The following is an 18,628-nucleotide window of genomic DNA, read 5'->3' on the forward strand; positions in this document are numbered from 1 at the left end:
GCGGCAGCGCGGGCAGGACGACCGGGGCGGGCCGTGCCACGGCAAGGACGACGACGCTCCCGCCGTACGCGGCGGACGGCGGGTGCCCGCCGTCCGCCGAGCCCCGCCGTCCGCCGCCGGCGGCTACCCGCGCACCCGCCTGCGCAGCGCGACGCCCGCGCCCGCGAGGGCGGTGAGGCCGAGCGCCGCGACCGTCACGGCCGGCAGGGTGGCGCCGCCGCCGCTCGTCGCCGGCCCCGCCTCGTCCGGCCGGTAGCCGCCGCCCAGGCCCGCCCGGTCGTACGCGGAGCCGGGCAGCTTGTCCCCGTACCGCCGGTGCACCAGGCTCTGGTACGCGGCCACGGTGGCCCCGTCCGCGCCGACCGATCGGCGGGCCTCGTCGTCGAGCGGCAGCACCCGGCCGTCGCGCAGCACGTACCAGGCGTTCAGCTGCGGCTCGCGGAACGCCGTCCCGCCGCCGGTGTCGGCGGCCTTCGCCGCGTAGTCGCTCTCGTCGCCGCCGGACGCGATGTCGACCACCTTCCAGCCGTCGGCCCGCCGGACCGTCCAGACCGAGGCGACCCGGCCGTCCGCGGAGACGGCCCGGCTGGCCACGAAGTCCGTCCGGGCCACCGGCGCTCCGGGCGTACCGGCCACGAACCCCTCGTCGAGCGTGTAGACCGCCACCGGGTCGCCGACCAGTCGCGGAGCGGCGGCGGCCGCCGCCCTCGCCTCCTGGGCCGCGTCGAGGGTCTGCCACTGGGCCGGCAGGGCGCCACCGTGGGCGAAGAAGTGGCCCAACCGGTCCAGTACGGCCGGGTCCCGCGCGGCGTCGTGGGCCCGTGCCAGGTCGGCGGCGCCGAGCGGAACGGGAGCCGCGCCGTCGGCCGCCCGGGCGAGCGGGGCGCCGGCCAGGACGAGCACGGCGGTGAGCAGTGCGGCGGCGGGGCCCGCCACCGCCACGGACTTCCGGATGCCGGTCATGTCGCTCCTCACGCGCCGATCCGGTACAGGGAGTGGGTCCAGGAGAAGGAGCCGTTGCTCACGTAGTACGAGTAGTCGGCCCAGTTGTAGCGGTAGTCCGACGGCCACGGGTCGCCCCAGTAGACCCAGTTGCTGCTGGTGTCGTAGCCGTACAGGACGTGCATGTGGCCGCCGCCGGAACTCCACTGGATCCGGGTCTCCACCGGCCGGTCCGCGTTCACCTCGGTCTGAACGGTGGCGTAGCGAAGGTAACCGGTGACGTAGGTGCCCGGGTTGACGCCGATCCGGCCGAAGGCGTTCTGCACGTCGCCCAGACTGGCCTGGTTGTTGGGGCAGGCCGAGGTGGAGGAGCGGCCGAACGCGGCGTTGCAGAACTGGTTCTGGCTGTAGCCGTAGCCGAACCAGGTGGCGATGGTGTTGCCGCTCGCCGCCCAGCACCAGTTGGTGTTCTGCTGCTGCTGCATGGTGATGTCGAGCTGCTTGGACGTGCCGGCCAGGTCCGACCAGGTGCCGCCCGGCGCCGTGGACCGCGGCCGTGGGGAGGGCGCGGCCTGGACGGGCGCGGTGGCGGCGGCCGTGAGCGCGGGCGCGAGCACGCCGAGGGTGAGGGCCGCGACCGTACGACGTAGCCGTGTGCGAGGAACTGCCATGGGGGAAGGCCTCCTTGCATCTGCGGAGGAGAGGATGTGGGGGCGCGTCCGGACGCGTGCGACAGAGCATCCGCCTGGTGACGAGGGACGGTCAACGCCTCGATGACGGTGCGGGAGCGGAGTGTGAACGACCCGCGCGCCGGTGTGAACGGCCGGGCGGCGGCCCCGGGCGCGCACGCGCGAAGCGGTGACAATCCGGGCCGGCCCGTGTGAATATTCACGCCCGACCAGGTGCCATCGCTGCTGCCTGGCCTCGCCGAACGAGGAGTCCGACATGCAGCGCGCCGATCCGCCGCCCGACCTGGCCACCGCACTGCGCACCGGCCCCTTCCACCTCGCGCTGCGCACCGCGCTCGCGGCCCGGGGTCTGGCACTCAACCGGGTCCAGCGGCATCTGGCGCAGCGCGGGATCCAGGTCGGGGTCACCACTCTGAGCTACTGGCAGCAGGGGCGGCGGCGACCCGAGAGAGCCGAATCACTGCGTGCGGTAGGGGCGTTGGAGGAGTTACTGGCCCTTCCCGAGCATTCGCTCACCCGTCTGCTCGGTCCCCGCCGTGCGGCCGGAGCCCTCGCCGCCGACGCCCCTGCGGTACGCCCCTACCGCGATCTGATCGCCCCCGCCGCTGCGGTCGACGAACTACTGGCCGCGCTGCCCGGCCCGCCCGACACCGGTCTGCACACCGTCACCCACATCGAGCGCGTCCGGGTCGGCGCGGACCGTCAACTCCGTTGCCGCGACTCACTGCACGCCGTCCGTGCCCACCGCGACGGCGTGGACCGCTACCTCGCCATCCAGCAGGGCGATCCGGGCTGCGACGTCGACCGGGTGGCCGTCCGCGCGGAGGAGAACTGTCGGCCGGGCCGGATCGTACGGGACCAGGGCTCGAAGCTGGTGGTCGCCGAACTGCTGCTGGACCGGCGGCTGCGGTCGGGCGAGACCCACCTGCTGGCCTACGGCTTCGACGACGCGCCGGCTCCGCAGCCCGGCTGCGAGTACGTGCGGGGCTTCAACTCCGGTACGGGGCAGTACGTTCTGCAGGTCACCTTCCACCCGGCCGCGCTGCCGGTGCGCTGCCACCGCTTCGCCGGCCGCTCCCCCGGCGAGCAGCCGTACGAGTGCGAGGAGCTGACCCTGGACGGGCACCACGGCGTGCACGTGTGGGCCTCCGGCCTCGGGCCGTGCCTGGTGGGAGTCCGCTGGGACTGGGAGTGAGCGGCGGGCGCCGGCCGCACCGGCCCCGAGCGGGTTCTCGGCCCGGTGGCGCTACCCCTGCCGGCCGCCGAGTCGCTCCGCCAGCGCCGCGGGGTCCACCGTCGGCGCGTCGCAGGTGAAGTGGCGGCAGACGTACGCGGCGGGCGCGCCGTCCACCAGTGGGCGGTCGGCCAGCAGCGGCACGTCGGTCGGGCCCGGCTCGCCGACCGCGACCACGGCGCCGGGGGCGGTGCCGAGCAGCGCGGTGCGGTGCAGCGCGGCGGTCGCCGGATCGCCGGCCGGGCCGATCACGGCGATCTCGCGCGGGCCGTCCGTCCAGGCCTCCGCCGCGGCCAGGCCCCAGCCGACGAAGCGCGGCGCCCGCGAGGCGAGCGCGCCGACGATGGCGAGCGCCCGCTCGGCGGCCGTGCGGTGCAGCGCCGAGCCGGTGTACGCCGCGTACGTGAGCAGGGCGTTGGCCGCGGCGGTCCAGCCGGACGGAGTGGCGTTGTCGGTCGGGTCCTGCGGTCGGCGGATCAGCTCCTCGGCGTCGTCCGCCGTGTCGTAGAGCGCTCCCGACGCCTCGTCCGTGAAGTGCAGCAGGACGGTGTCCAGCAGGCCGCCCGCCAGGCCCAGCCACGCGCTGTCCCCGGTGACCGCGAACAGGGCGAGGAAGCCCTCGGCGGTGTCGGCGTAGTCCTCCAGGACGCCGGCGTTGGCGCCGGCCCGGCCGTCGCGCGAGGTGCGCAGCAGCCGTCCGTCCTCGGTGAGGTGGACGGCGAGCAGCAGGTCGGCGGCGCGGACGGCGGCCTCGACCAGGTCGGGGCGCTCCAGCAGCGCCCCGGTCTCGGCGAGCGCCGCGATGGCCAGGCCGTTCCAGGCCGCGACCACCTTGTCGTCCCGGGCCGGCGCCGGACGCTCGGCGCGGGCGGCGAACAGCCGGGCCCGGATCCGGTCGTAGGCCTCCCGCTCGGCGTGGTCGGCCGGGTCGGCGGGCAGCTGGAGCACGGAGGCGCCGTGCTCGAAGGTCCCCTCCGGGGTGACGGCGAAGAGCCGGGCGGCCGTGGCGGCGTCCTCGGGCCCGAGCAGCTCGGTCAGCTGCGCGGGTGTCCAGGCGTAGTACGCGCCCTCGGCCGTCCTCCCGGTGGCCGGATCGAGGCTGTCGGCGTCCAGCGCGGAGGCGAAGGCACCCTCGGGCGTGCGCAGCTCGCGCAGCAGGAAGTCGGCCGTCTCCAGGGTGGTCCGGCGGGCGAGGGCGTCGCCGGTGGCCCGCCAGAGGTGCAGGTAGGTGCGCAGCAGCAGCGCGTTGTCGTAGAGCATCTTCTCGAAGTGCGGCACCACCCAGGCGGCGTCCACCGAGTAGCGGGCGAAGCCGCCGCCGAGCTGGTCGTGGATGCCGCCCCTGGCCATCGCCTCGCAGGTCCGGACGGCCATCTCCAGCGCCACTGCGGAGCCGGTCCTGGCGTGGTGGCGGAGCAGGAACTCGACGGCCATCGACGGCGGGAACTTGGGCGCCCCGCCGAAGCCGCCGCGCGCGGCGTCGAACCCGCTGCTGAGCCCGGCCAGCGCCTGGTGCAGATCGGCCTCGGCCGGCGGCCGGTGGACGCCCGAGCCCACCGTGTAGACGGCGGCCCGCTCGGCCAGGTCGGCCCGGATCCGGGCGGCGACCTCGCCGACCTCGTCCCGGCGCTCGCGCCAGGCCGCGTCGACGCCCTCCAGCACCTGCCGGAAGCCGGGCATCCCGTGCCGGGGCTCGGGCGGGAAGTACGTCCCGAAGTAGAAGGGGTCCTTGTCGGGTGTGAGGAACACCGTCATCGGCCAGCCGCCCTGGCCGGTGGCCGCCTGCACGGCCTCCATGTACACGGCGTCGACGTCGGGCCGCTCCTCGCGGTCGACCTTCACCGCGACGAAGTGCTCGTTGGCGTAGGCGGCGAGCTTCTCGTCCTCGAAGGACTCGTGCGCCATCACGTGGCACCAGTGGCAGGCCGCGTACCCGACGCTCAGCAGCACCGGGACGCCCCGGCGCCGGGCCTCCTCGAACGCCTCGGGCCCCCAGGGCCACCAGTCGACCGGGTTGTCGGCGTGCTGCAGCAGGTACGGGGAGGTGGCATCGGCCAAGCGGTTCACCATGCGGGCAGTATCGCAGCCCCGACCACGGGAACCCCGAAACCTGGGCGGAGTGGTCGGGTTGATGCCAGCCGGTCGATCCGCGCGGTCCCGCCGCACGTGCTGCACCTGTGGAGCCGAGCGGCACAGCACTCTCTGCCCCCTTCTTGTGCAAGTGACCCGTCTGCTGCTCTCGGTCCCCGCGATCTGCCTGGTCCTGGGCTGGACCTACCTGGTCAACGACGAGAAGATCTCGGCGATCGGTTGCTATGTCCGCGACCACCTGGGACCGCGCCTGGGAGAACTCGCCTCCGCCCACGGCACGGTGTTCGGCTGGGAAGCCGACCACCGCAACGTTGCGGGCCGCACCATGCGCAAGCGGCTTCAGACCGTGGTGGACCTGTTCACGTACCTGGCCCTGCCAATGGTCTGCACGACCGCGTTCTGGTGCTCTCCCACCGTTCAGCCCCTGCTCGTGCTCACTTCTCTCGTGCAGACGCTCGCCCTGGCTGTACTGGGCTGGCAGTTCCTGCTCCGCGCGGAGCGCTAGCGCCAGCCCCGTCGGGCCCGCGTCCGTCGGCCGGCGCCTCCGCGCCGTGCGTCTGCGCCGAGATGCGGCCGGAGCAGGTGGGCCGGGTTCCCGTCGGCACCGGAGAACACCACGTGCCCTGGGACCGCGGAGGCTCACAGCACCACTCTGGTGGGTACGGAGCGTCCGACACGCAGAGCAGCGCCCCGGAGCCGCAGAACAGTACGCTGGGCCCAGCGGCACCGAGCCCGTCGAGTGCCGAGGAGGTACGCCGATGACCGCCGAGATGGTCGCTCCCGAGTGGATGCACCACCAGATCACCGCGGACGAGTACGACTCCTGGTCCGAGGAGCAGTGCGCGGGTATCGAGATCGTGGACGGGATGGTTGTCGTGAGCCCGAGTGCGTCCAAACGGCACAACCGCCTGGCCCGGATCCTGGCGAACGCCCTGGATGCAGCCGCCGGTCCGGACTGGAACGCCGACACGGACTTCGATGTCCGGTTGCAGGACGTGCCACTCACCAACCGGCGGCCCGATGTCGTCGTCTACCGGGCCGAGACCATCGACATCACGCCTACCCGCCCGGAGCACGTCCTCCTGGTCGTCGAGGTCGTGTCACCGGGTTCGGAGACCACCGACCGCATCGTGAAGGTGGATCAGTACGCCCAGGCCGGCATCGCCTTCTACTGGCGGATCGAGCAGACCGCTAACGGCGTCCCTCTCGTCTACACCTACGTCCTCGACCCCGCGAGCCGGTCCTACCGCGACGCGGACGTGTTCACCGGCACGATCAGGACAACCGCTCCGTTCGCGGTCGAGATCGACCTCAGCGTGATCTGACCCACCGTCCGAACATGTGACTGGTTGGCCTCGGGCGAGGCTTCCAGCTGGTCCTCAGCTCAGGCGACTACGTCCCGAACCGCTCGTCGTACGTGTCCGCGCCAGCACTCCTTGGAAACATCCCAGTTCAGCACTACCTGGTTGTCTACATTCATTGGCACCAGTGGCAGGCCGCGTACCCGACGCTCAGCAGCACCGGGACGCCCCGGCGCCGGGCCTCCTCGAACGCCTCGGGCCCCCAGGGCCACCAGTCGACCGGGTTGTCGGCGTGCTGCAGCAGATAGGGCGACGTCGCGCCGGCGAGACGGTTCACGCCGCCACCCTACTCACGGTGGGCAACGGGACGACTGTCGAAACGACGGGCCGATGCGCCCGAGTGCCGAAAGCACTCCGGCGGTCTCTCCGCTCAGGGAACCGCCGGCCACGCCCCCGGCCCACCGGGCCGGGCCGGGTTCACTCCTTCGGGGCGTCCGGCTCCTCGGTGAAGTCGACCCGCTTGAACTGCTTGTTCATGGATTTCACCAGGAACCAGGTGGCGACCGCGAGGGCGGCGAAGACCACGAAGCCCAGCAGGCCGGGGGTCACCTTGGTCTCGTCCAGGGCGAGGCCGGTGGCCAGGTCGGTGAGGTTCACGGGGGTGCTCATCTCTCCATGGTGACCCGGCCCGCTCGGGGCCGGGTCACCGGGGTGGTGCGTGTCGGAGCGCGGAGCGCGGTCAGTTGCCCGGCTCGGCCGCCAGGCTGTGGGCGCGCAGACCGGCGAACAGGTCGTCCTCGGGCAGGTCGGTGTCGATGAGGGAGCGGGCGAGCTCGTAGTCCTCGGTCGACCAGACCTCGCGCTGGACGTCCAGCGGCACCCGGAACCAGGGGCCGTCCGGGTCGATCTGGGTGGCGTGCGCGATCAGCGCACGGTCACGCGTCTCGAACCAGTCGCCGCACTCGACCCGGGTGGTGATCTCGCGCTCCTTGCGGCCGCTCTTCTCCCAGCCCTCGATCCACTCGCCGTACGGCGACTCGTGGCCGTGCTCGGAGAGGTAGGTGTGCAGGGCGCGGATGCGGCCCATCGGGAAGCCGTGGTTGTAGTACAGCTTCAGCGGCTGCCAGGGCTCGCCCGCCTCCGGGTACGCGTCCGGATCCCCGGCCGCGTCGAAGGCCAGCATGGTGATCTTGTGGGTCATGATGTGGTCGGGGTGCGGGTATCCGCCGTTCTCGTCGTAGGTCGTGATGACCTGCGGCTTGAACTCGCGGATCAGCCGCACCAGCGGCTCGGCCGCGGCGGCCACGTCCTGGAGGGCGAAGCAGCCGTCGGGCAGCGGCGGCAGCGGGTCGCCCTCGGGCAGCCCGGAGTCGACGAAGCCCAGCCAGGCCTGCTTGACCCCGAGGATCTCGCGGGCCGCGTCCATCTCCTTGCGGCGGACCTCGTGGATGTTCTCCTCCACGAACGGGTCGCCCTGGAGCTTGGGGTTGAGGACCGACCCGCGTTCGCCTCCGGTGCAGGTGGCCACGAGCACATCCACCCCCTGGTCGATGTACATGGCCATGGAGGCCGCGCCCTTGCTGGACTCGTCGTCCGGGTGGGCGTGCACCGCCATCAGTCGCAACTGCTCAGTCAACGCCTGGTTTCCTTCCACCATTGTTCTGGGCCGCCCACCGTCCGGGCCGCGCAGTCTCAGGGCCGCACCACCGCGGAGCCCGCCGTCGGCGCTCTCGCCGTGACAGGCCCGCGCCCCCGCTGGACCGGCCGCGGGCGTGCCCCTCCTATAGTGACGGACTGGAGGAGCCTTCCATTCCCCGCACCGTCCCGGCGGCCCCTCCTCCGAGAGGACTGAGCCCCCATGAGTGTCGGCACCACCACTGCGCGACCGCCCGAGGGCCGCTACGGCCGCAACGGCGACCGCGAGGCGGACCGCAGGCTGAAGGCCGTCGGCGCGGTCTGCGCGGTCGTGCTGCTGGCCGTGGTCGCCTGGTTCGGCGGCGCCTACCTGCTGCGGGAGACCAAGATGAACGGCCTGGTTCCGACCTTCGAGGCCGTCTCGGACTCCGAGATGCAGATCCATCTCCAGGTGAGCAAGAGCGCCGGCACCGCGGGGACGTGCACCGTCCGCTCGCAGGCCGCCGACGGCTCGGTGGTCGGCCTGTCCGACTTCGCGGTGCCCGCGGCCGGCGGAAGCTACGACGCCGTGCTCACCCTGAAGACCACCGCCCGCGGCACCACCGCCGAGTTGCTGGGCTGTACCCCGGCCAAGTAGCGTCCGCGCCGCGCTGACGCCACACGCCGAGGGCCGGCTCGTCCACACGTCACCCGTTCGGGCGCTAATTCGATCCGACCAGCGGGAATCCGGCCCTGGGGGCTCCGGCGGCGAGCGGTCACCGTCGGGCAACCCTGTGGTCGACGACGCGCGAATGCCTCTCCCGTCCGCAGACGGAAATTGTTAGGCTCGTGGTTTCGCCCCTTCCGCGCCGGATGGTACGGGAGTGGGCGTTGCTTTGTAGTTGAGACCGATATCAACACCACCTGTGCCCGGCGGCCCACAGCGCCCGGCACCGCCCAGTACCTACGAGGAGCACCCGTGACCCAGACCAGCGAAAACGTGACCTGGCTCACTCAGTCCGGCTACGACCAGCTCAAGGCCGAGCTGGAGACCCTGACCGGCCCCTGGCGCGTCGAGATCGCCCAGAAGATCGAGGCGGCCCGCGAAGAGGGTGACCTCAAGGAGAACGCCGGATACCACGCCGCCAAGGAGGAGCAGGGCAAGGGCGAACTTCGCGTGCGCCAGCTCACCCAGCTCCTGGAGCGCGCCAAGGTCGGCGAGGCCCCCACCGACACCGGTGTGGTGGCCCCCGGCATGGTCGTCACCGTGGCGTTCGACGGCGACCCGGAGGACACCATGGTCTTCCTGCTCGGTTCCCGTGAGGCCGCCGGCGACCTGGACATCTACTCCCCGCAGTCGCCGCTCGGCCGGGCCATCGACGGCAAGAAGGTCGGCGCGGACGCCGGCTACGAGCTGCCGAACGGCAAGAAGGCCTCCGTCCGGATCATCGAGGTCAAGCCCTACACCGGCTGATCCGCCAGGAGACCCGCGCGAAGGGCGGCCGTGGAGGACTCCACGGCCGCCCTTGCGCGTGCCCGGCCGCTGCTGCCCGATCGCGGAGCGGCCCCGCCATCCCATCGCGGAGCGGCCCCGCCATCCCATCGCGGAGCGGCCCCGCTATCCGATCGCGGAGCGATACTTCCGCACGGACAGCCAGGAGAAGACCGCCATGATGATCAGCGACCACACCACCGACACCGGGATCGCGTGCTGCATCGGCCAGGCGTCGTCGACCGGGCCGACCTGGTTGCCGAAGAGGTTGCGGCAGGCCTGCACGGTGGCGCTGAACGGGTTCCAGTAGGCGATGTTCTGCAGCCAGCCCGGCATGCTGCTGATCGGCACGAACGCGTTGGAGATGAAGGTCAGCGGGAACAGCCAGATCAGACCGGCCGAGGTGGCGGCCTCCGGACTGCGCACCGACAGACCGATCAGCGCGCCGATCCAGGAGAACGCGTAGCCGAGCAGGAGCAGCAGCCCGAACGCGGCGAGCGCCTTCGGGAGGCCCTCGTGGATGCGCCAGCCGACCAGCAGCGCGACCATCGACAGCACCAGCAGGATGAACGCGGTCTGCACGAGGTCCGCGAGCGTGCGGCCGACCAGCACCGCGGAGCGGGCCATCGGCAGCGAGCGGAACCGGTCGACCAGGCCCTTGGTCATGTCCTCGGCGATGCCGGCCGAGGCTCCCGCCACCGCGAAGGTGACGGTCTGGGCGAAGATGCCAGCCATCAGGAACTGGGTGTACGCGGAGGAGCTCGCCTGCGTCCCGGGGATCTGGATCGCGCCGCCCATGACGTACGAGAACAGCAGCACGAACATGACCGGCTGCATGAGACCGAACACGACGATCTCGGGAATGCGGGTCATCCGGCGCAGGTTCCGCTTGGCCACCACCCAGGAGTCGTGCAGGGTCGCCGCCGCGCCGCGCCGCTGCCTGGGGACGGCGCCGCCGATGGCGTGTTCCGTGACGGTCGACATCTCAGGCGTCCTTTCCGGCCGTGACGGCCCGGTGGTCGGCGTCGGTACCGGACTGGTCCTCGGGGCGCTGCCCGTCCTGCCTGCCGCGCCCGTGCCGCTTGGCCGGGCCCGCGTCGCCGCCGTTCTCCTGGTCCTCGGCGCTGGTGGCGTGACCGGTGAGGGAGAGGAAGACGTCGTCCAGGGTCGGGCGGCGCAGACCTATGTCGTCGATCTCGATCGAGCGGGCGTCGAGCTCGCGGATCACGTCGGCGAGCACCTTGGCGCCGCCGCTGACCGGGACGGTGATCCGCCGGGTGTTCTTCTCCACCGCCGGCTCGCCCTTGGCGTACGGGGCGAGCGCCTCCAGCGCCTGGCCGACGAGGGTGCGGTCGTGCACGACGACCTCGACGCGCTCGCCGCCGATCTGCGCCTTGAGCTGGTCGGCGGTGCCCCGGGCGATCACCTTGCCGTGGTCGACCACCGCGATGTCGTGGGCGAGGCGGTCGGCCTCCTCCAGGTACTGGGTGGTGAGCAGCAGCGTGGTGCCCTGCTCCACCAGGGTCTCGATGACCTCCCAGAGGGCGAGCCGGTTGCGCGGGTCCAGACCGGTGGTGGGCTCGTCCAGGAACATCACGGGCGGCCGGACGACCAGCGCGGCCGCCAGGTCGAGCCGGCGGCGCATGCCGCCGGAGTAGGTCTTGGCGGTACGGTCGGCGGCCTCGGAGAGGTTGAACCACTCCAGCAGCTCCAGCGCGCGGGCCTTGGCGTCCCGGACGCTCATCTGGTAGAGCTCGCCGACCATCTGGAGGTTCTCACGGCCGGTCAGGTACTCGTCCACGGCGGCGTACTGGCCGGAGAGCCCGATCAGGCTGCGGACCTTGTTGGGGTGCTTGAGCACGTCGACCCCCGCCACCACCGCGCGGCCGGAGTCGGGGCGGAGCAGGGTGGTGAGGACGCGGACGGTGGTGGTCTTCCCGGCGCCGTTCGGGCCCAGCAGGCCGAGCACCGTGCCCTCGGGGACATCGAGGCTGACGCCGTCCAGGGCTCGTACGTCGCCGAAGGTCTTCACCAGGTTCTCGGCTTGGATGGCTGGCGCCATGGCCTGCCTCATCTCCTCTGACGGGTGCGGTTGACGGGAGGATCATGGGAAACATTGAGCATTTTGTCCTATTTGTGCCCCCAAAGGACTACCCGACGACCAGATCCTTCATGCACGTATTCGCACATGCGATCGGTGGCCGACGCGATACATCGCGAGAATGGCAGCTTGCGATATATCGCGTCAAGGTCCAGGGCTCCGCCACTCCGGCAGAAGCCCTGACAGCCCGTCCCCGGCGGCGCCTGCGCTGCCCGTCCGGCCGCTCCCGCCGCCGGCCGACGGCCTGGCGCGGGAGCGAGCCGGTTCAGTGCGACACGACGTAACCCGCGGCCCGCAGGTCGCTCACCACCAGCGCGCAGTGTTCCGGGCCCTTGGTCTCCAGGTGGAGGTCGACCTCCACCTCCGTGAGGCCGAGCTTCGGATCGATCCGCACGTGCGCCACGTCCAGGACGTTGGCGTCGACCCGGGTCAGCACACCGAGCAGGTCGGCCAGCGCACCCGGCCGGTCGGTGAGGCGTACCCGCAGCGACAGGTACCGGCCGGCCGCCGCCAGGCCGTGCCGCAGCACCCGCTGCATCAGCTGAGGATCGATGTTGCCGCCGGAGAGCACCGCCACCACCGGGCCCTCGAACGACTCGGGCTGCTCCAGCAGCGCCGCGATCGGACTGGCCCCGGCCGGCTCCACCACCAGCTTCAACCGCTCCAGGCTGAGCAGCAGGGCGCGTGAGAGGGAGTCCTCGGAAACCGTCCGGATGCCGTCCGCCAGCGTGTTGATCACCTCGAAGGGGATGTCCCCCGGGCGCCCGACCATGATGCCGTCGGCCATCGTGGCGACGTGCTCCAGCGACAGCGGCCGCCCCGCCGCCAGCGAGGGCGGGTACGCGGCCGCGCCGGCCGCCTGGACGCCGATCACCCGGACGTCCGGCCGCAGCGGCTTGACCGCCGCCGCGATCCCGGCCAGCAGGCCGCCGCCGCCCACGCCGACCAGGATGGTCCGCACCTCGGGGCACTGCTCCAGGATCTCCAGCCCGACGGTGGCCTGGCCGGTGATGACGTCCCAGTGGTCGAACGGGTGGATGAAGACCGCGCCGGTGGCCTCCGCGTAGCGCTGCGCCGCCTCCAGCGCCTCGTCCACGTTCGCGCCGTGCAGCCGCACCTCGGCGCCGTAGTCCCGGGTCGCCGCGACCTTGGGCAGCGGGGCCGCCAGCGGCATGAACACGGTCGAGCGCACGCCCAGCAGCGAGGCCGCCAGGGCCACCCCCTGCGCGTGGTTGCCCGCACTCGCCGCCACCACCCCGCCCGCCCGCTGCACCGGCGACAGGCCGGCGATCCGCACGTAGGCGCCGCGCAGCTTGAACGACCCGGTGCGCTGGAGGTTCTCGCACTTCAGCCGGACGGGAGCACCCACCAGCTCGCTGAGGTGGCGGCTGCCCTCCATCGGGGTGACCCGGGCGACCCCGGCGAGCATCTTGTGGGCACCGCGGACATCGTCGAGGGTGATCGGCCAGCTCTGCATGCCGCCAGCGTACGGCGGCGGCCGGGGCCGTCCGGGATCTCGGGGCCGCCCTGCAACTTCTGTTGGCGGGGGCGCCCGGCGCGCGTACGCTGCTGCTCCTGAGCCTCCCTCACCGCACACCGATCGTGAGCCGCGATGACGACGACCTCGCCCAGGGCCCCCGGCCGCACCGATCCCCTGCACGCCCGGCTCCAGTACGAGGTGGCGGTCCTCGCCCGCCGGCTGGAGCAGGTCCGGAGCTCCGACACGCTCGGCGCCCTGGACCGCGCGGCCTACCTGCTGCTCGACCGCCTGGAGCGGCAGGGGCCCGCCAACATCAAGGCCCTGGCCGACGCCCTCGGCATCGACTCCTCGACGGTGACCCGGCAGGCGGCGCCGCTGGTCGGGGCCGCGCTGGTCGGCCGGGTCCGGAACCCGGCCGACCGGCGTGCGGTACGCCTGGCCCTCACCCCGCTCGGCACCGAGCGCCTCGCCGAGGTCCGGGCCGGGCGGGAGGAGTTGATGCGGCGCCTGGTCCAGGACTGGCCCGCCGACGAACAGCGGACGCTCTGCTCCCTGCTGGCCCGCTTCAACGACTCCCTGGAGTCGTACTCGGCGGGCCCGCAGGACGAGCGGATTCAGTCAAGGACCCGGCCCGGGACCCGGCCCGGGACCTAGCCCAGCGCCTGCTGGAGATCGGCCAGCAGGTCGTCGATCGACTCGATGCCGACCGACACCCGGACCAGGTCCGCGGGCACCTCCAGGGCCGAACCGGCCACCGAGGCGTGGGTCATCCGGCCCGGGTGCTCGATCAGCGACTCGACGCCTCCCAGCGACTCGCCGAGGGTGAACAGCCGCGCGCGGTTGCAGACGTCGACCGCCGCCTGCTCGCCGCCCGCGACCCGGAACGACACCATGCCGCCGAACGCCTTCATCTGCTTGGCGGCGATGTCGTGGCCGGCGTGCTCGGGCAGGCCCGGGTAGAGCACCTGGCTGACCTTGGGGTGCCGGGTCAGCAGCTCGGCGATCCGCTCCGCGTTGGAGCTGTGCCGGTCCATCCGGACGCCCAGCGTCTTGATGCCGCGCAGCACCAGCCAGGAGTCGAACGGCCCCGCGACGGCGCCCATCGCGTTCTGGTGGTAGGCGATCTCCTCGCCCAGTCCGGCCTCGGCCGCCACCAGCGCGCCGCCGACCACGTCCGAGTGGCCGCCCATGTACTTGGTGGTCGAGTGCACGACCACGTCCGCGCCGAGCGCGATCGGCTGCTGGAGGTAGGGGCTGGCGAAGGTGTTGTCGACCACCAGCAGCGCGCCGGCGCCGTGCGCGATCTCGGCGAGCGCCGCGAGGTCCGTGATGCCCAGCAGCGGGTTGGACGGGGTCTCCACCCACACCGCGCGGGTGGTGGGGCGCAGCGCGTCCCGGACGGTCGTCAGGTCCTGGGTGTCAGCGACCGAGAACTCGACGCCCCAGCGGGTCAGCACCTTGGCGAACAGCCGGAAGGTGCCGCCGTAGGCGTCGTTCGGGATGACGATGTGGTCGCCCGGCTTGAGGACGGTGCGCAGCAGGGTGTCCTCGGCGGCCAGGCCGGAGGCGAAGGCCAGCCCGCGGCTGCCCCCCTCCAGTGCGGCGAGGCACTCCTCCAGCGCGGTACGGGTCGGGTTGGCGGATCGGCTGTACTCGTACCCCTCCCGGAGGCCGCCCACCCCGTCCTGCTTGTAGGTGGAAACCTGGTAGATCGGCGTGACGACGGCCCCGGTCCGGGGGTCTGCTTCCTGACCCGCATGGATGGCAAGGGTCTCGAAGCCGTGGGGAAGCTGGTGCTCGGTCATACCACCGAGCCTAGTGGGCAAATGTTGCGAAGTCCGGTCAAAGCGAATTGCCCGTGGTCGGGGCCCGCTCGCCGCTACGATCTCCGCCCGCCGGGCACCGGTGCCGTCGCGCCGGCCCGCCGGGGATCCGGACACTCCGCGCCGTCGTCGGCGTCCGACAGCCCTTCCGGAATCCGGGGCGGACGGCGGGCGTTGCACTGTCCACAACCCTCCCGTCGACCGTTGGAGCAGGCCGTGTTGTTCAACCGCCACAAGACCGAGCTCGTCTCCGCCGAGCAGGCGCTGCCCGGCCGGGCGGCCCCGCGGTTCACCCTCAGCGAGCCGCACACCGTCCTCGGCACCCCGCTCACCGGGCCCTACCCGGCCGGGCTGGAGGTCGCCGACTTCGGCCTCGGCTGTTTCTGGGGCGCCGAGCGCACCTTCTGGAAGCTCCCCGGCGTCTGGACCACCCTGGTCGGCTACCAGGGCGGCCACACCGAGAACCCGACGTACGAGGAGGTGTGCAGCGGGCGGACGGGCCACACCGAGGCCGTCCGGGTGGTGTACGACCCCGCCGTCCTCTCGTACGAGCAGCTGCTGAAGACCTTCTGGGAGGCGCACGACCCGACCCAGGGCAACCGGCAGGGCAACGACGTCGGCACCCAGTACCGCTCCGCCGTCTACACCCACTCCCCCGCCCAGGCCGCCGCCGCCGACGCCACCCGCGACGCCTTCCAGCCCGCGCTGAGCGCCATCGGCCTCGGCCGGGTCACCACCGAGATCGCCCCCGCCGGCCCCTTCTACCCGGCGGAGCCGTACCACCAGCAGTACCTCTCGGACGCCAAGAACCCGGGCGGCTACTGCGGCCTCGGCGGCACGGGTGCGAGCTGCCCGATCGGTGTCGCGCGCACCGAGGGCTGAAACCCTCCCGCTGCCCGCCGACGTCGTCGCGACGATCCCCGCACGCCTCCCGCCCGGCACCCCGGGTGGGAGGCGTTCCTGTGACGGCTCCGGCCACCGGGCCGCCCCGCGGGGCGGCCCGACGAGGCGGACGGCCGGCGGCCGGCGGTCAGGCCCGGCGGATCTCGTGCAGGAAGCAGCCGAAGGCCAGCGCCCGGACGTGCACCACCGCCACCTGCGGGTCGGCCAGCAGCTCCCGGGCCACCTCCTCGGCCGTGTCGGGGGTGACGGCGACGCCGCGCAGGATGTGCCCCTCCCGGTCGTAGGCGCGCAGCACCCGCTCGGAGCCGTGGAAGCCCTCGGGCCAGCCGGGGCCCGCCCCCGCGCAGGCCCCCGCGTGCACGAAGACCGGCCCCAGCTCGTCGTACGGGCCCGGGTCGGCCCCCGTCTCCGCGGCCCAACGGCGCAGCGGGGCGTAGGAGAGCAGGGCGATCCGCTCGCCCGGGCGGGCGCGGGTGAGGCAGCAGCGCAGCGGGGCCCCGCCCGTCGCGTCGACGGAGCGGACGGGCGGTCGCCCCGCGTCGTCGTGTTCGCGCAGACGGTCGAGGACGGCGGGATCGATCGGACGGATCCGCAGGGCGGTGGTGGTCGTCATGTGGCCAGCCTGCGCGGACGGCGCCGATTCCACCGGCGGGATTCGGCCGTCGCGCTCGCGTACGGCGCGGTCGGCCCGCGAGGGCGGGCTCGGCGCCCGGCGGGGCGGCGCCGGCGGTTGGCGGCGGCGCCGGCGGTTGGCGGTGGCGCCGAGGTGCCCCTGCCGCTCGGGAGGCGGTCAGACGGCGCTGCCGGCCTGCCAGGCCGCCCAGCCGAGGTTCCAGCCGTTCAGGCCGTTGGCCGGGTCGACGGTCTTGTCCCCGGAGTTCACGACCTCGACCACGTCGCCGATGATCGAGCTCGCGTAGAACTTGTACCCGTTAGTGCTCGGGTCCTGGCCGCCCTTGGCGTCCTGCATGCCGACGCAGCCGTGGCTGGTGTTCTGGCCGCCGAAGACGGCCGGGTTGGACCAGTAGTTGCCGTGGACGAAGGTGCCCGAGGTGGTGAGGCGCTGGGCGTGCGGCACGTCGGGGATGTTGTACTCGTCGCCGAGTCCGACCGTGGTGGAGTCCATCTTGGTCTGCTGGAACTGCTCCGAGATGACCATCCTGCCGCCCCAGGTGGTGTGCTCGGGGGAGCCGCCGGAGATCGGGTAGACCGCGCTGACCTGGCCGTCGGTGGTCACGGTGAGCTTCTTGGCGGCGAGGTCGGCGACGCTGGTCTGGCTGCGGCCGATGGTGAAGCGGACGTCCTTGGACTGGGTGCCGTAGTAGCCCTTGGCGCCCTCGACGTCCTTGAGCCGGAGCTTGAGGGTCACCTTGGTGCCGGCCGCCCAGTACTCCTCGGGCCGGAAGTCGAGGCGGGTGCTGGAGAACCAGTGCCCGACTATCTCGACCCCCGGCTGGGCTATCACGGTGATCGCCTGCTGGACGGCCTTGCGGTCGGTGACCGGCTTGCTGAAGTTGATCGAGACCGGCATGCCGACGCCGACCACGGAACCGTCCTCGGGGGTGAAGTACCCGACGAAGGTGTTGGCGGGGGTGGTCGTGGTGAAGCCGGTGTTGGCGTCGGCCTCCAGCTTGTCGCCGTCGGTGGCGGCGACCGCGACGGTGTACTCGGTGGCGCTGGTCAGCGTGCCGGTGGAGGTCCACGTGGTCGAGTCGGCGGACATCCGCCCGGTGACGGGCCGGCCGGTCGAGTCCGCGAGCGCGACCGAGGTGAGGGTGCCGGAGGTGACGGTGACCTTGACCGGTTCGGTGAAGCTCGCGTCGGCGGCCCCGTCGGCGGGCACCACCGTGATCTTCGCGACGGAGGTCTTCGGCGAGCTGCTGGCGCTGCCGGTGGCGCTCGCACCCCCGGTGGTCCCGCCCGCCGCCCCGCTGCTGCCGGCCGCGCCGGTACCGCCGCCGGTGCTCTTGGTGTCGTTGCAGGCCGCGACGAGCAGCACGGGGGCCCCGAGGAGTCCGGCGAGCACGCCGCGCCGGGTCCAGTTGCCGTCGGTGGGCCGGTTTCGTCGGTCACGTGCGGTCACGTCGTCGTCTCCCTGCTGCTCACCTTCGGGGCATTACGGAGAGAAAGAGTGGATCTGTCCTTCCGCAGTTGCACCACCAACGGGATGAGATCGTATGAGAACACTTATCTTCGCGCCAAACATGGACAAACCGCCCGGCCGGTGCAGGCACCGGCCGGGCGGTCGTCACAGCAGCTCAGCGGCTCGCGCGCTCAGCCAAGGGTGTCCGGAGTCACTCGGCGGACTCGGCGGACTCGTCCACCGTGTACTCGTCCCAGCCCTCCCCCTCCGGGTCGAACTCGGTCTGCGCGGACTCCCAGGTGGCCGAGGCGAGCTCGACCCCGGGAACGCCACCGAGCAGGGCGACCGGGTCGATGAAGTGCGCGAGCGAACCGGAGGGGTCCACCTGGATGGCATCGACGGACTGCGCCCGCTCCTCGTCGTCGAGGTACTCGTCGTTCTCCACCTGGGCGAGGGCGGCGGCCTTCAGGGCCTGCTCATCGGTGATCTCCGCGATGAGCTCGATGCTGAGCCGGACGTAGCGCGGGGCGTCCTGGCCGGTCAGTTCAGTGCTGGTCATGCGTGCGAGCGTACGGGACGGCCGGGCCGCGTGAACACGGGTGGCCCGGGCGCCCCCGGAACACGGGAAGGCCGGCCCCTCCGAAGAGGGACCGGCCTTCTCGCCTCCGCCGGGGCTCCCCCACCCGGGAGCCGCGGAGACGCGCCTTTCGGCGCGGTGGGGTGCCGTGGGAGCCGCCGCACCCTGTGACCGGCAGTACCGGACAGGGGCGGGACGACGGCGTCTCCCACGGTCAGACACGGCGGGCCGGGTCAGGGCCGACCGACGTGTCCCAGATGAGACGGTTGCCGGGGAGCCGCTCCCGACTGTTGCCTCA

General features: G+C 72.6%; 18 protein-coding genes and 2 pseudogenes. 7 read left to right on the forward strand and 13 right to left on the reverse strand.

Features of this window, described 5'->3' with window-relative positions:
- Window positions 1-123: 123 nt before the first annotated feature.
- The gene (locus OG823_RS13625) at window positions 124-963 is read right to left on the reverse strand and encodes a hypothetical protein (RefSeq protein WP_371479774.1); all 840 of its coding nucleotides are present in this window, start codon (window positions 961-963) and stop codon (window positions 124-126) included.
- An 8-nt stretch (window positions 964-971) separates the two neighbouring features.
- Window positions 972-1,613 carry a papain-like cysteine protease family protein gene (locus OG823_RS13630; protein ID WP_371479775.1) on the reverse strand — a complete coding sequence of 214 codons (642 nt, stop codon included), beginning with the start codon at window positions 1,611-1,613 and terminating at the stop codon, window positions 972-974.
- A gap of 274 nt (window positions 1,614-1,887) precedes the next feature.
- Here OG823_RS13630 and OG823_RS13635 point away from each other — a divergent pair, with 274 nt between their 5' ends.
- On the forward strand, window positions 1,888-2,826 hold the full coding sequence (locus tag OG823_RS13635) for a hypothetical protein (protein WP_371479776.1): 939 nt from the start codon (window positions 1,888-1,890) through the stop codon (window positions 2,824-2,826).
- Between the two features lie 51 nt (window positions 2,827-2,877).
- Here OG823_RS13635 and OG823_RS13640 read toward each other — a convergent pair whose 3' ends face one another.
- Window positions 2,878-4,935 (reverse strand): thioredoxin domain-containing protein, encoded by a 2,058-nt coding sequence (locus tag OG823_RS13640; RefSeq protein ID WP_371479777.1) that lies wholly within the window; start codon window positions 4,933-4,935, stop codon window positions 2,878-2,880.
- A gap of 157 nt (window positions 4,936-5,092) precedes the next feature.
- Here OG823_RS13640 and OG823_RS13645 point away from each other — a divergent pair.
- Together OG823_RS13645 and OG823_RS13650 are read left to right on the forward strand one after the other, a co-directional pair.
- Window positions 5,093-5,461, forward strand: a pseudogene (locus tag OG823_RS13645) (hypothetical protein); the annotation flags it as partial.
- A 253-nt stretch (window positions 5,462-5,714) separates the two neighbouring features.
- The gene (locus tag OG823_RS13650) at window positions 5,715-6,281 is read left to right on the forward strand and encodes a Uma2 family endonuclease (protein WP_371479778.1); all 567 of its coding nucleotides are present in this window, start codon (window positions 5,715-5,717) and stop codon (window positions 6,279-6,281) included.
- 157 nt (window positions 6,282-6,438) lie between these two features.
- Here OG823_RS13650 and OG823_RS13655 read toward each other — a convergent pair.
- The 3 genes and pseudogenes from OG823_RS13655 to mca form a co-directional block, all read right to left on the reverse strand.
- Window positions 6,439-6,594, reverse strand: a pseudogene (locus tag OG823_RS13655) (DUF255 domain-containing protein); the annotation flags it as partial.
- A gap of 140 nt (window positions 6,595-6,734) precedes the next feature.
- On the reverse strand, window positions 6,735-6,926 hold the full coding sequence (locus OG823_RS13660; protein ID WP_371479779.1) for a hypothetical protein: 192 nt from the start codon (window positions 6,924-6,926) through the stop codon (window positions 6,735-6,737).
- 70 nt (window positions 6,927-6,996) lie between these two features.
- Window positions 6,997-7,893 (reverse strand): mycothiol conjugate amidase Mca, encoded by an 897-nt coding sequence (gene mca / locus OG823_RS13665; RefSeq protein WP_371479780.1) that lies wholly within the window; start codon window positions 7,891-7,893, stop codon window positions 6,997-6,999.
- 222 nt (window positions 7,894-8,115) lie between these two features.
- Between mca and OG823_RS13670 the strand changes: the two genes are divergently transcribed.
- Together OG823_RS13670 and greA are read left to right on the forward strand one after the other, a co-directional pair.
- Window positions 8,116-8,529 carry a DUF4307 domain-containing protein gene (locus tag OG823_RS13670; protein WP_371479781.1) on the forward strand — a complete coding sequence of 138 codons (414 nt, stop codon included), beginning with the start codon at window positions 8,116-8,118 and terminating at the stop codon, window positions 8,527-8,529.
- Between the two features lie 321 nt (window positions 8,530-8,850).
- The gene (gene greA / locus OG823_RS13675; RefSeq protein WP_371479782.1) at window positions 8,851-9,345 is read left to right on the forward strand and encodes a transcription elongation factor GreA; all 495 of its coding nucleotides are present in this window, start codon (window positions 8,851-8,853) and stop codon (window positions 9,343-9,345) included.
- A 144-nt stretch (window positions 9,346-9,489) separates the two neighbouring features.
- On the opposite strand, the gene OG823_RS13680 is transcribed toward greA, so the two are convergent.
- The 3 genes from OG823_RS13680 to ilvA all read right to left on the reverse strand — a co-directional run bounded on the left by OG823_RS13680 (window position 9,490) and on the right by ilvA (window position 12,941).
- A complete protein-coding gene (locus OG823_RS13680) occupies window positions 9,490-10,347 on the reverse strand; it encodes an ABC transporter permease (protein ID WP_371479783.1) in 858 nt (285 codons plus the stop codon).
- A gap of 1 nt (window position 10,348) precedes the next feature.
- On the reverse strand, window positions 10,349-11,425 hold the full coding sequence (locus OG823_RS13685) for an ATP-binding cassette domain-containing protein (RefSeq protein ID WP_371479784.1): 1,077 nt from the start codon (window positions 11,423-11,425) through the stop codon (window positions 10,349-10,351).
- A 304-nt stretch (window positions 11,426-11,729) separates the two neighbouring features.
- Window positions 11,730-12,941 carry a threonine ammonia-lyase gene (ilvA, locus tag OG823_RS13690; protein WP_371479785.1) on the reverse strand — a complete coding sequence of 404 codons (1,212 nt, stop codon included), beginning with the start codon at window positions 12,939-12,941 and terminating at the stop codon, window positions 11,730-11,732.
- A 135-nt stretch (window positions 12,942-13,076) separates the two neighbouring features.
- On the opposite strand from ilvA, the gene OG823_RS13695 reads away from it, so the two are divergent.
- Window positions 13,077-13,598 carry a MarR family winged helix-turn-helix transcriptional regulator gene (locus OG823_RS13695; protein ID WP_371479786.1) on the forward strand — a complete coding sequence of 174 codons (522 nt, stop codon included), beginning with the start codon at window positions 13,077-13,079 and terminating at the stop codon, window positions 13,596-13,598.
- Here OG823_RS13695 and OG823_RS13700 read toward each other — a convergent pair.
- Complete coding sequence (locus OG823_RS13700; RefSeq protein ID WP_371479787.1) at window positions 13,595-14,749, reverse strand: cystathionine gamma-synthase; 1,155 nt, start codon at window positions 14,747-14,749, stop codon at window positions 13,595-13,597. The two genes, OG823_RS13695 and OG823_RS13700, sit on opposite strands and share 4 nt — an antisense overlap.
- Window positions 14,750-14,983: 234 nt before the next feature.
- On the opposite strand from OG823_RS13700, the gene msrA reads away from it, so the two are divergent.
- The gene (gene msrA / locus OG823_RS13705; protein WP_371479788.1) at window positions 14,984-15,649 is read left to right on the forward strand and encodes a peptide-methionine (S)-S-oxide reductase MsrA; all 666 of its coding nucleotides are present in this window, start codon (window positions 14,984-14,986) and stop codon (window positions 15,647-15,649) included.
- A 148-nt stretch (window positions 15,650-15,797) separates the two neighbouring features.
- On the opposite strand, the gene OG823_RS13710 is transcribed toward msrA, so the two are convergent.
- The 3 genes from OG823_RS13710 to OG823_RS13720 all read right to left on the reverse strand — a co-directional run bounded on the left by OG823_RS13710 (window position 15,798) and on the right by OG823_RS13720 (window position 18,312).
- Window positions 15,798-16,283 (reverse strand): DUF1203 domain-containing protein, encoded by a 486-nt coding sequence (locus OG823_RS13710; protein ID WP_371479790.1) that lies wholly within the window; start codon window positions 16,281-16,283, stop codon window positions 15,798-15,800.
- Between the two features lie 177 nt (window positions 16,284-16,460).
- Window positions 16,461-17,753, reverse strand: coding sequence for an Ig-like domain-containing protein (locus OG823_RS13715; protein ID WP_371479791.1), 1,293 nt, complete (start codon window positions 17,751-17,753; stop codon window positions 16,461-16,463).
- Window positions 17,754-17,964: 211 nt separating this feature from the next.
- Window positions 17,965-18,312 (reverse strand): hypothetical protein, encoded by a 348-nt coding sequence (locus OG823_RS13720; protein WP_371479792.1) that lies wholly within the window; start codon window positions 18,310-18,312, stop codon window positions 17,965-17,967.
- Between the last annotated feature and the right edge of the window lie 316 nt (window positions 18,313-18,628).

The sequence above is a fragment of the Kitasatospora sp. NBC_00315 genome (genome assembly GCF_041435095.1).
Taxonomy (GTDB): Bacteria; Actinomycetota; Actinomycetes; order Streptomycetales; family Streptomycetaceae; genus Kitasatospora.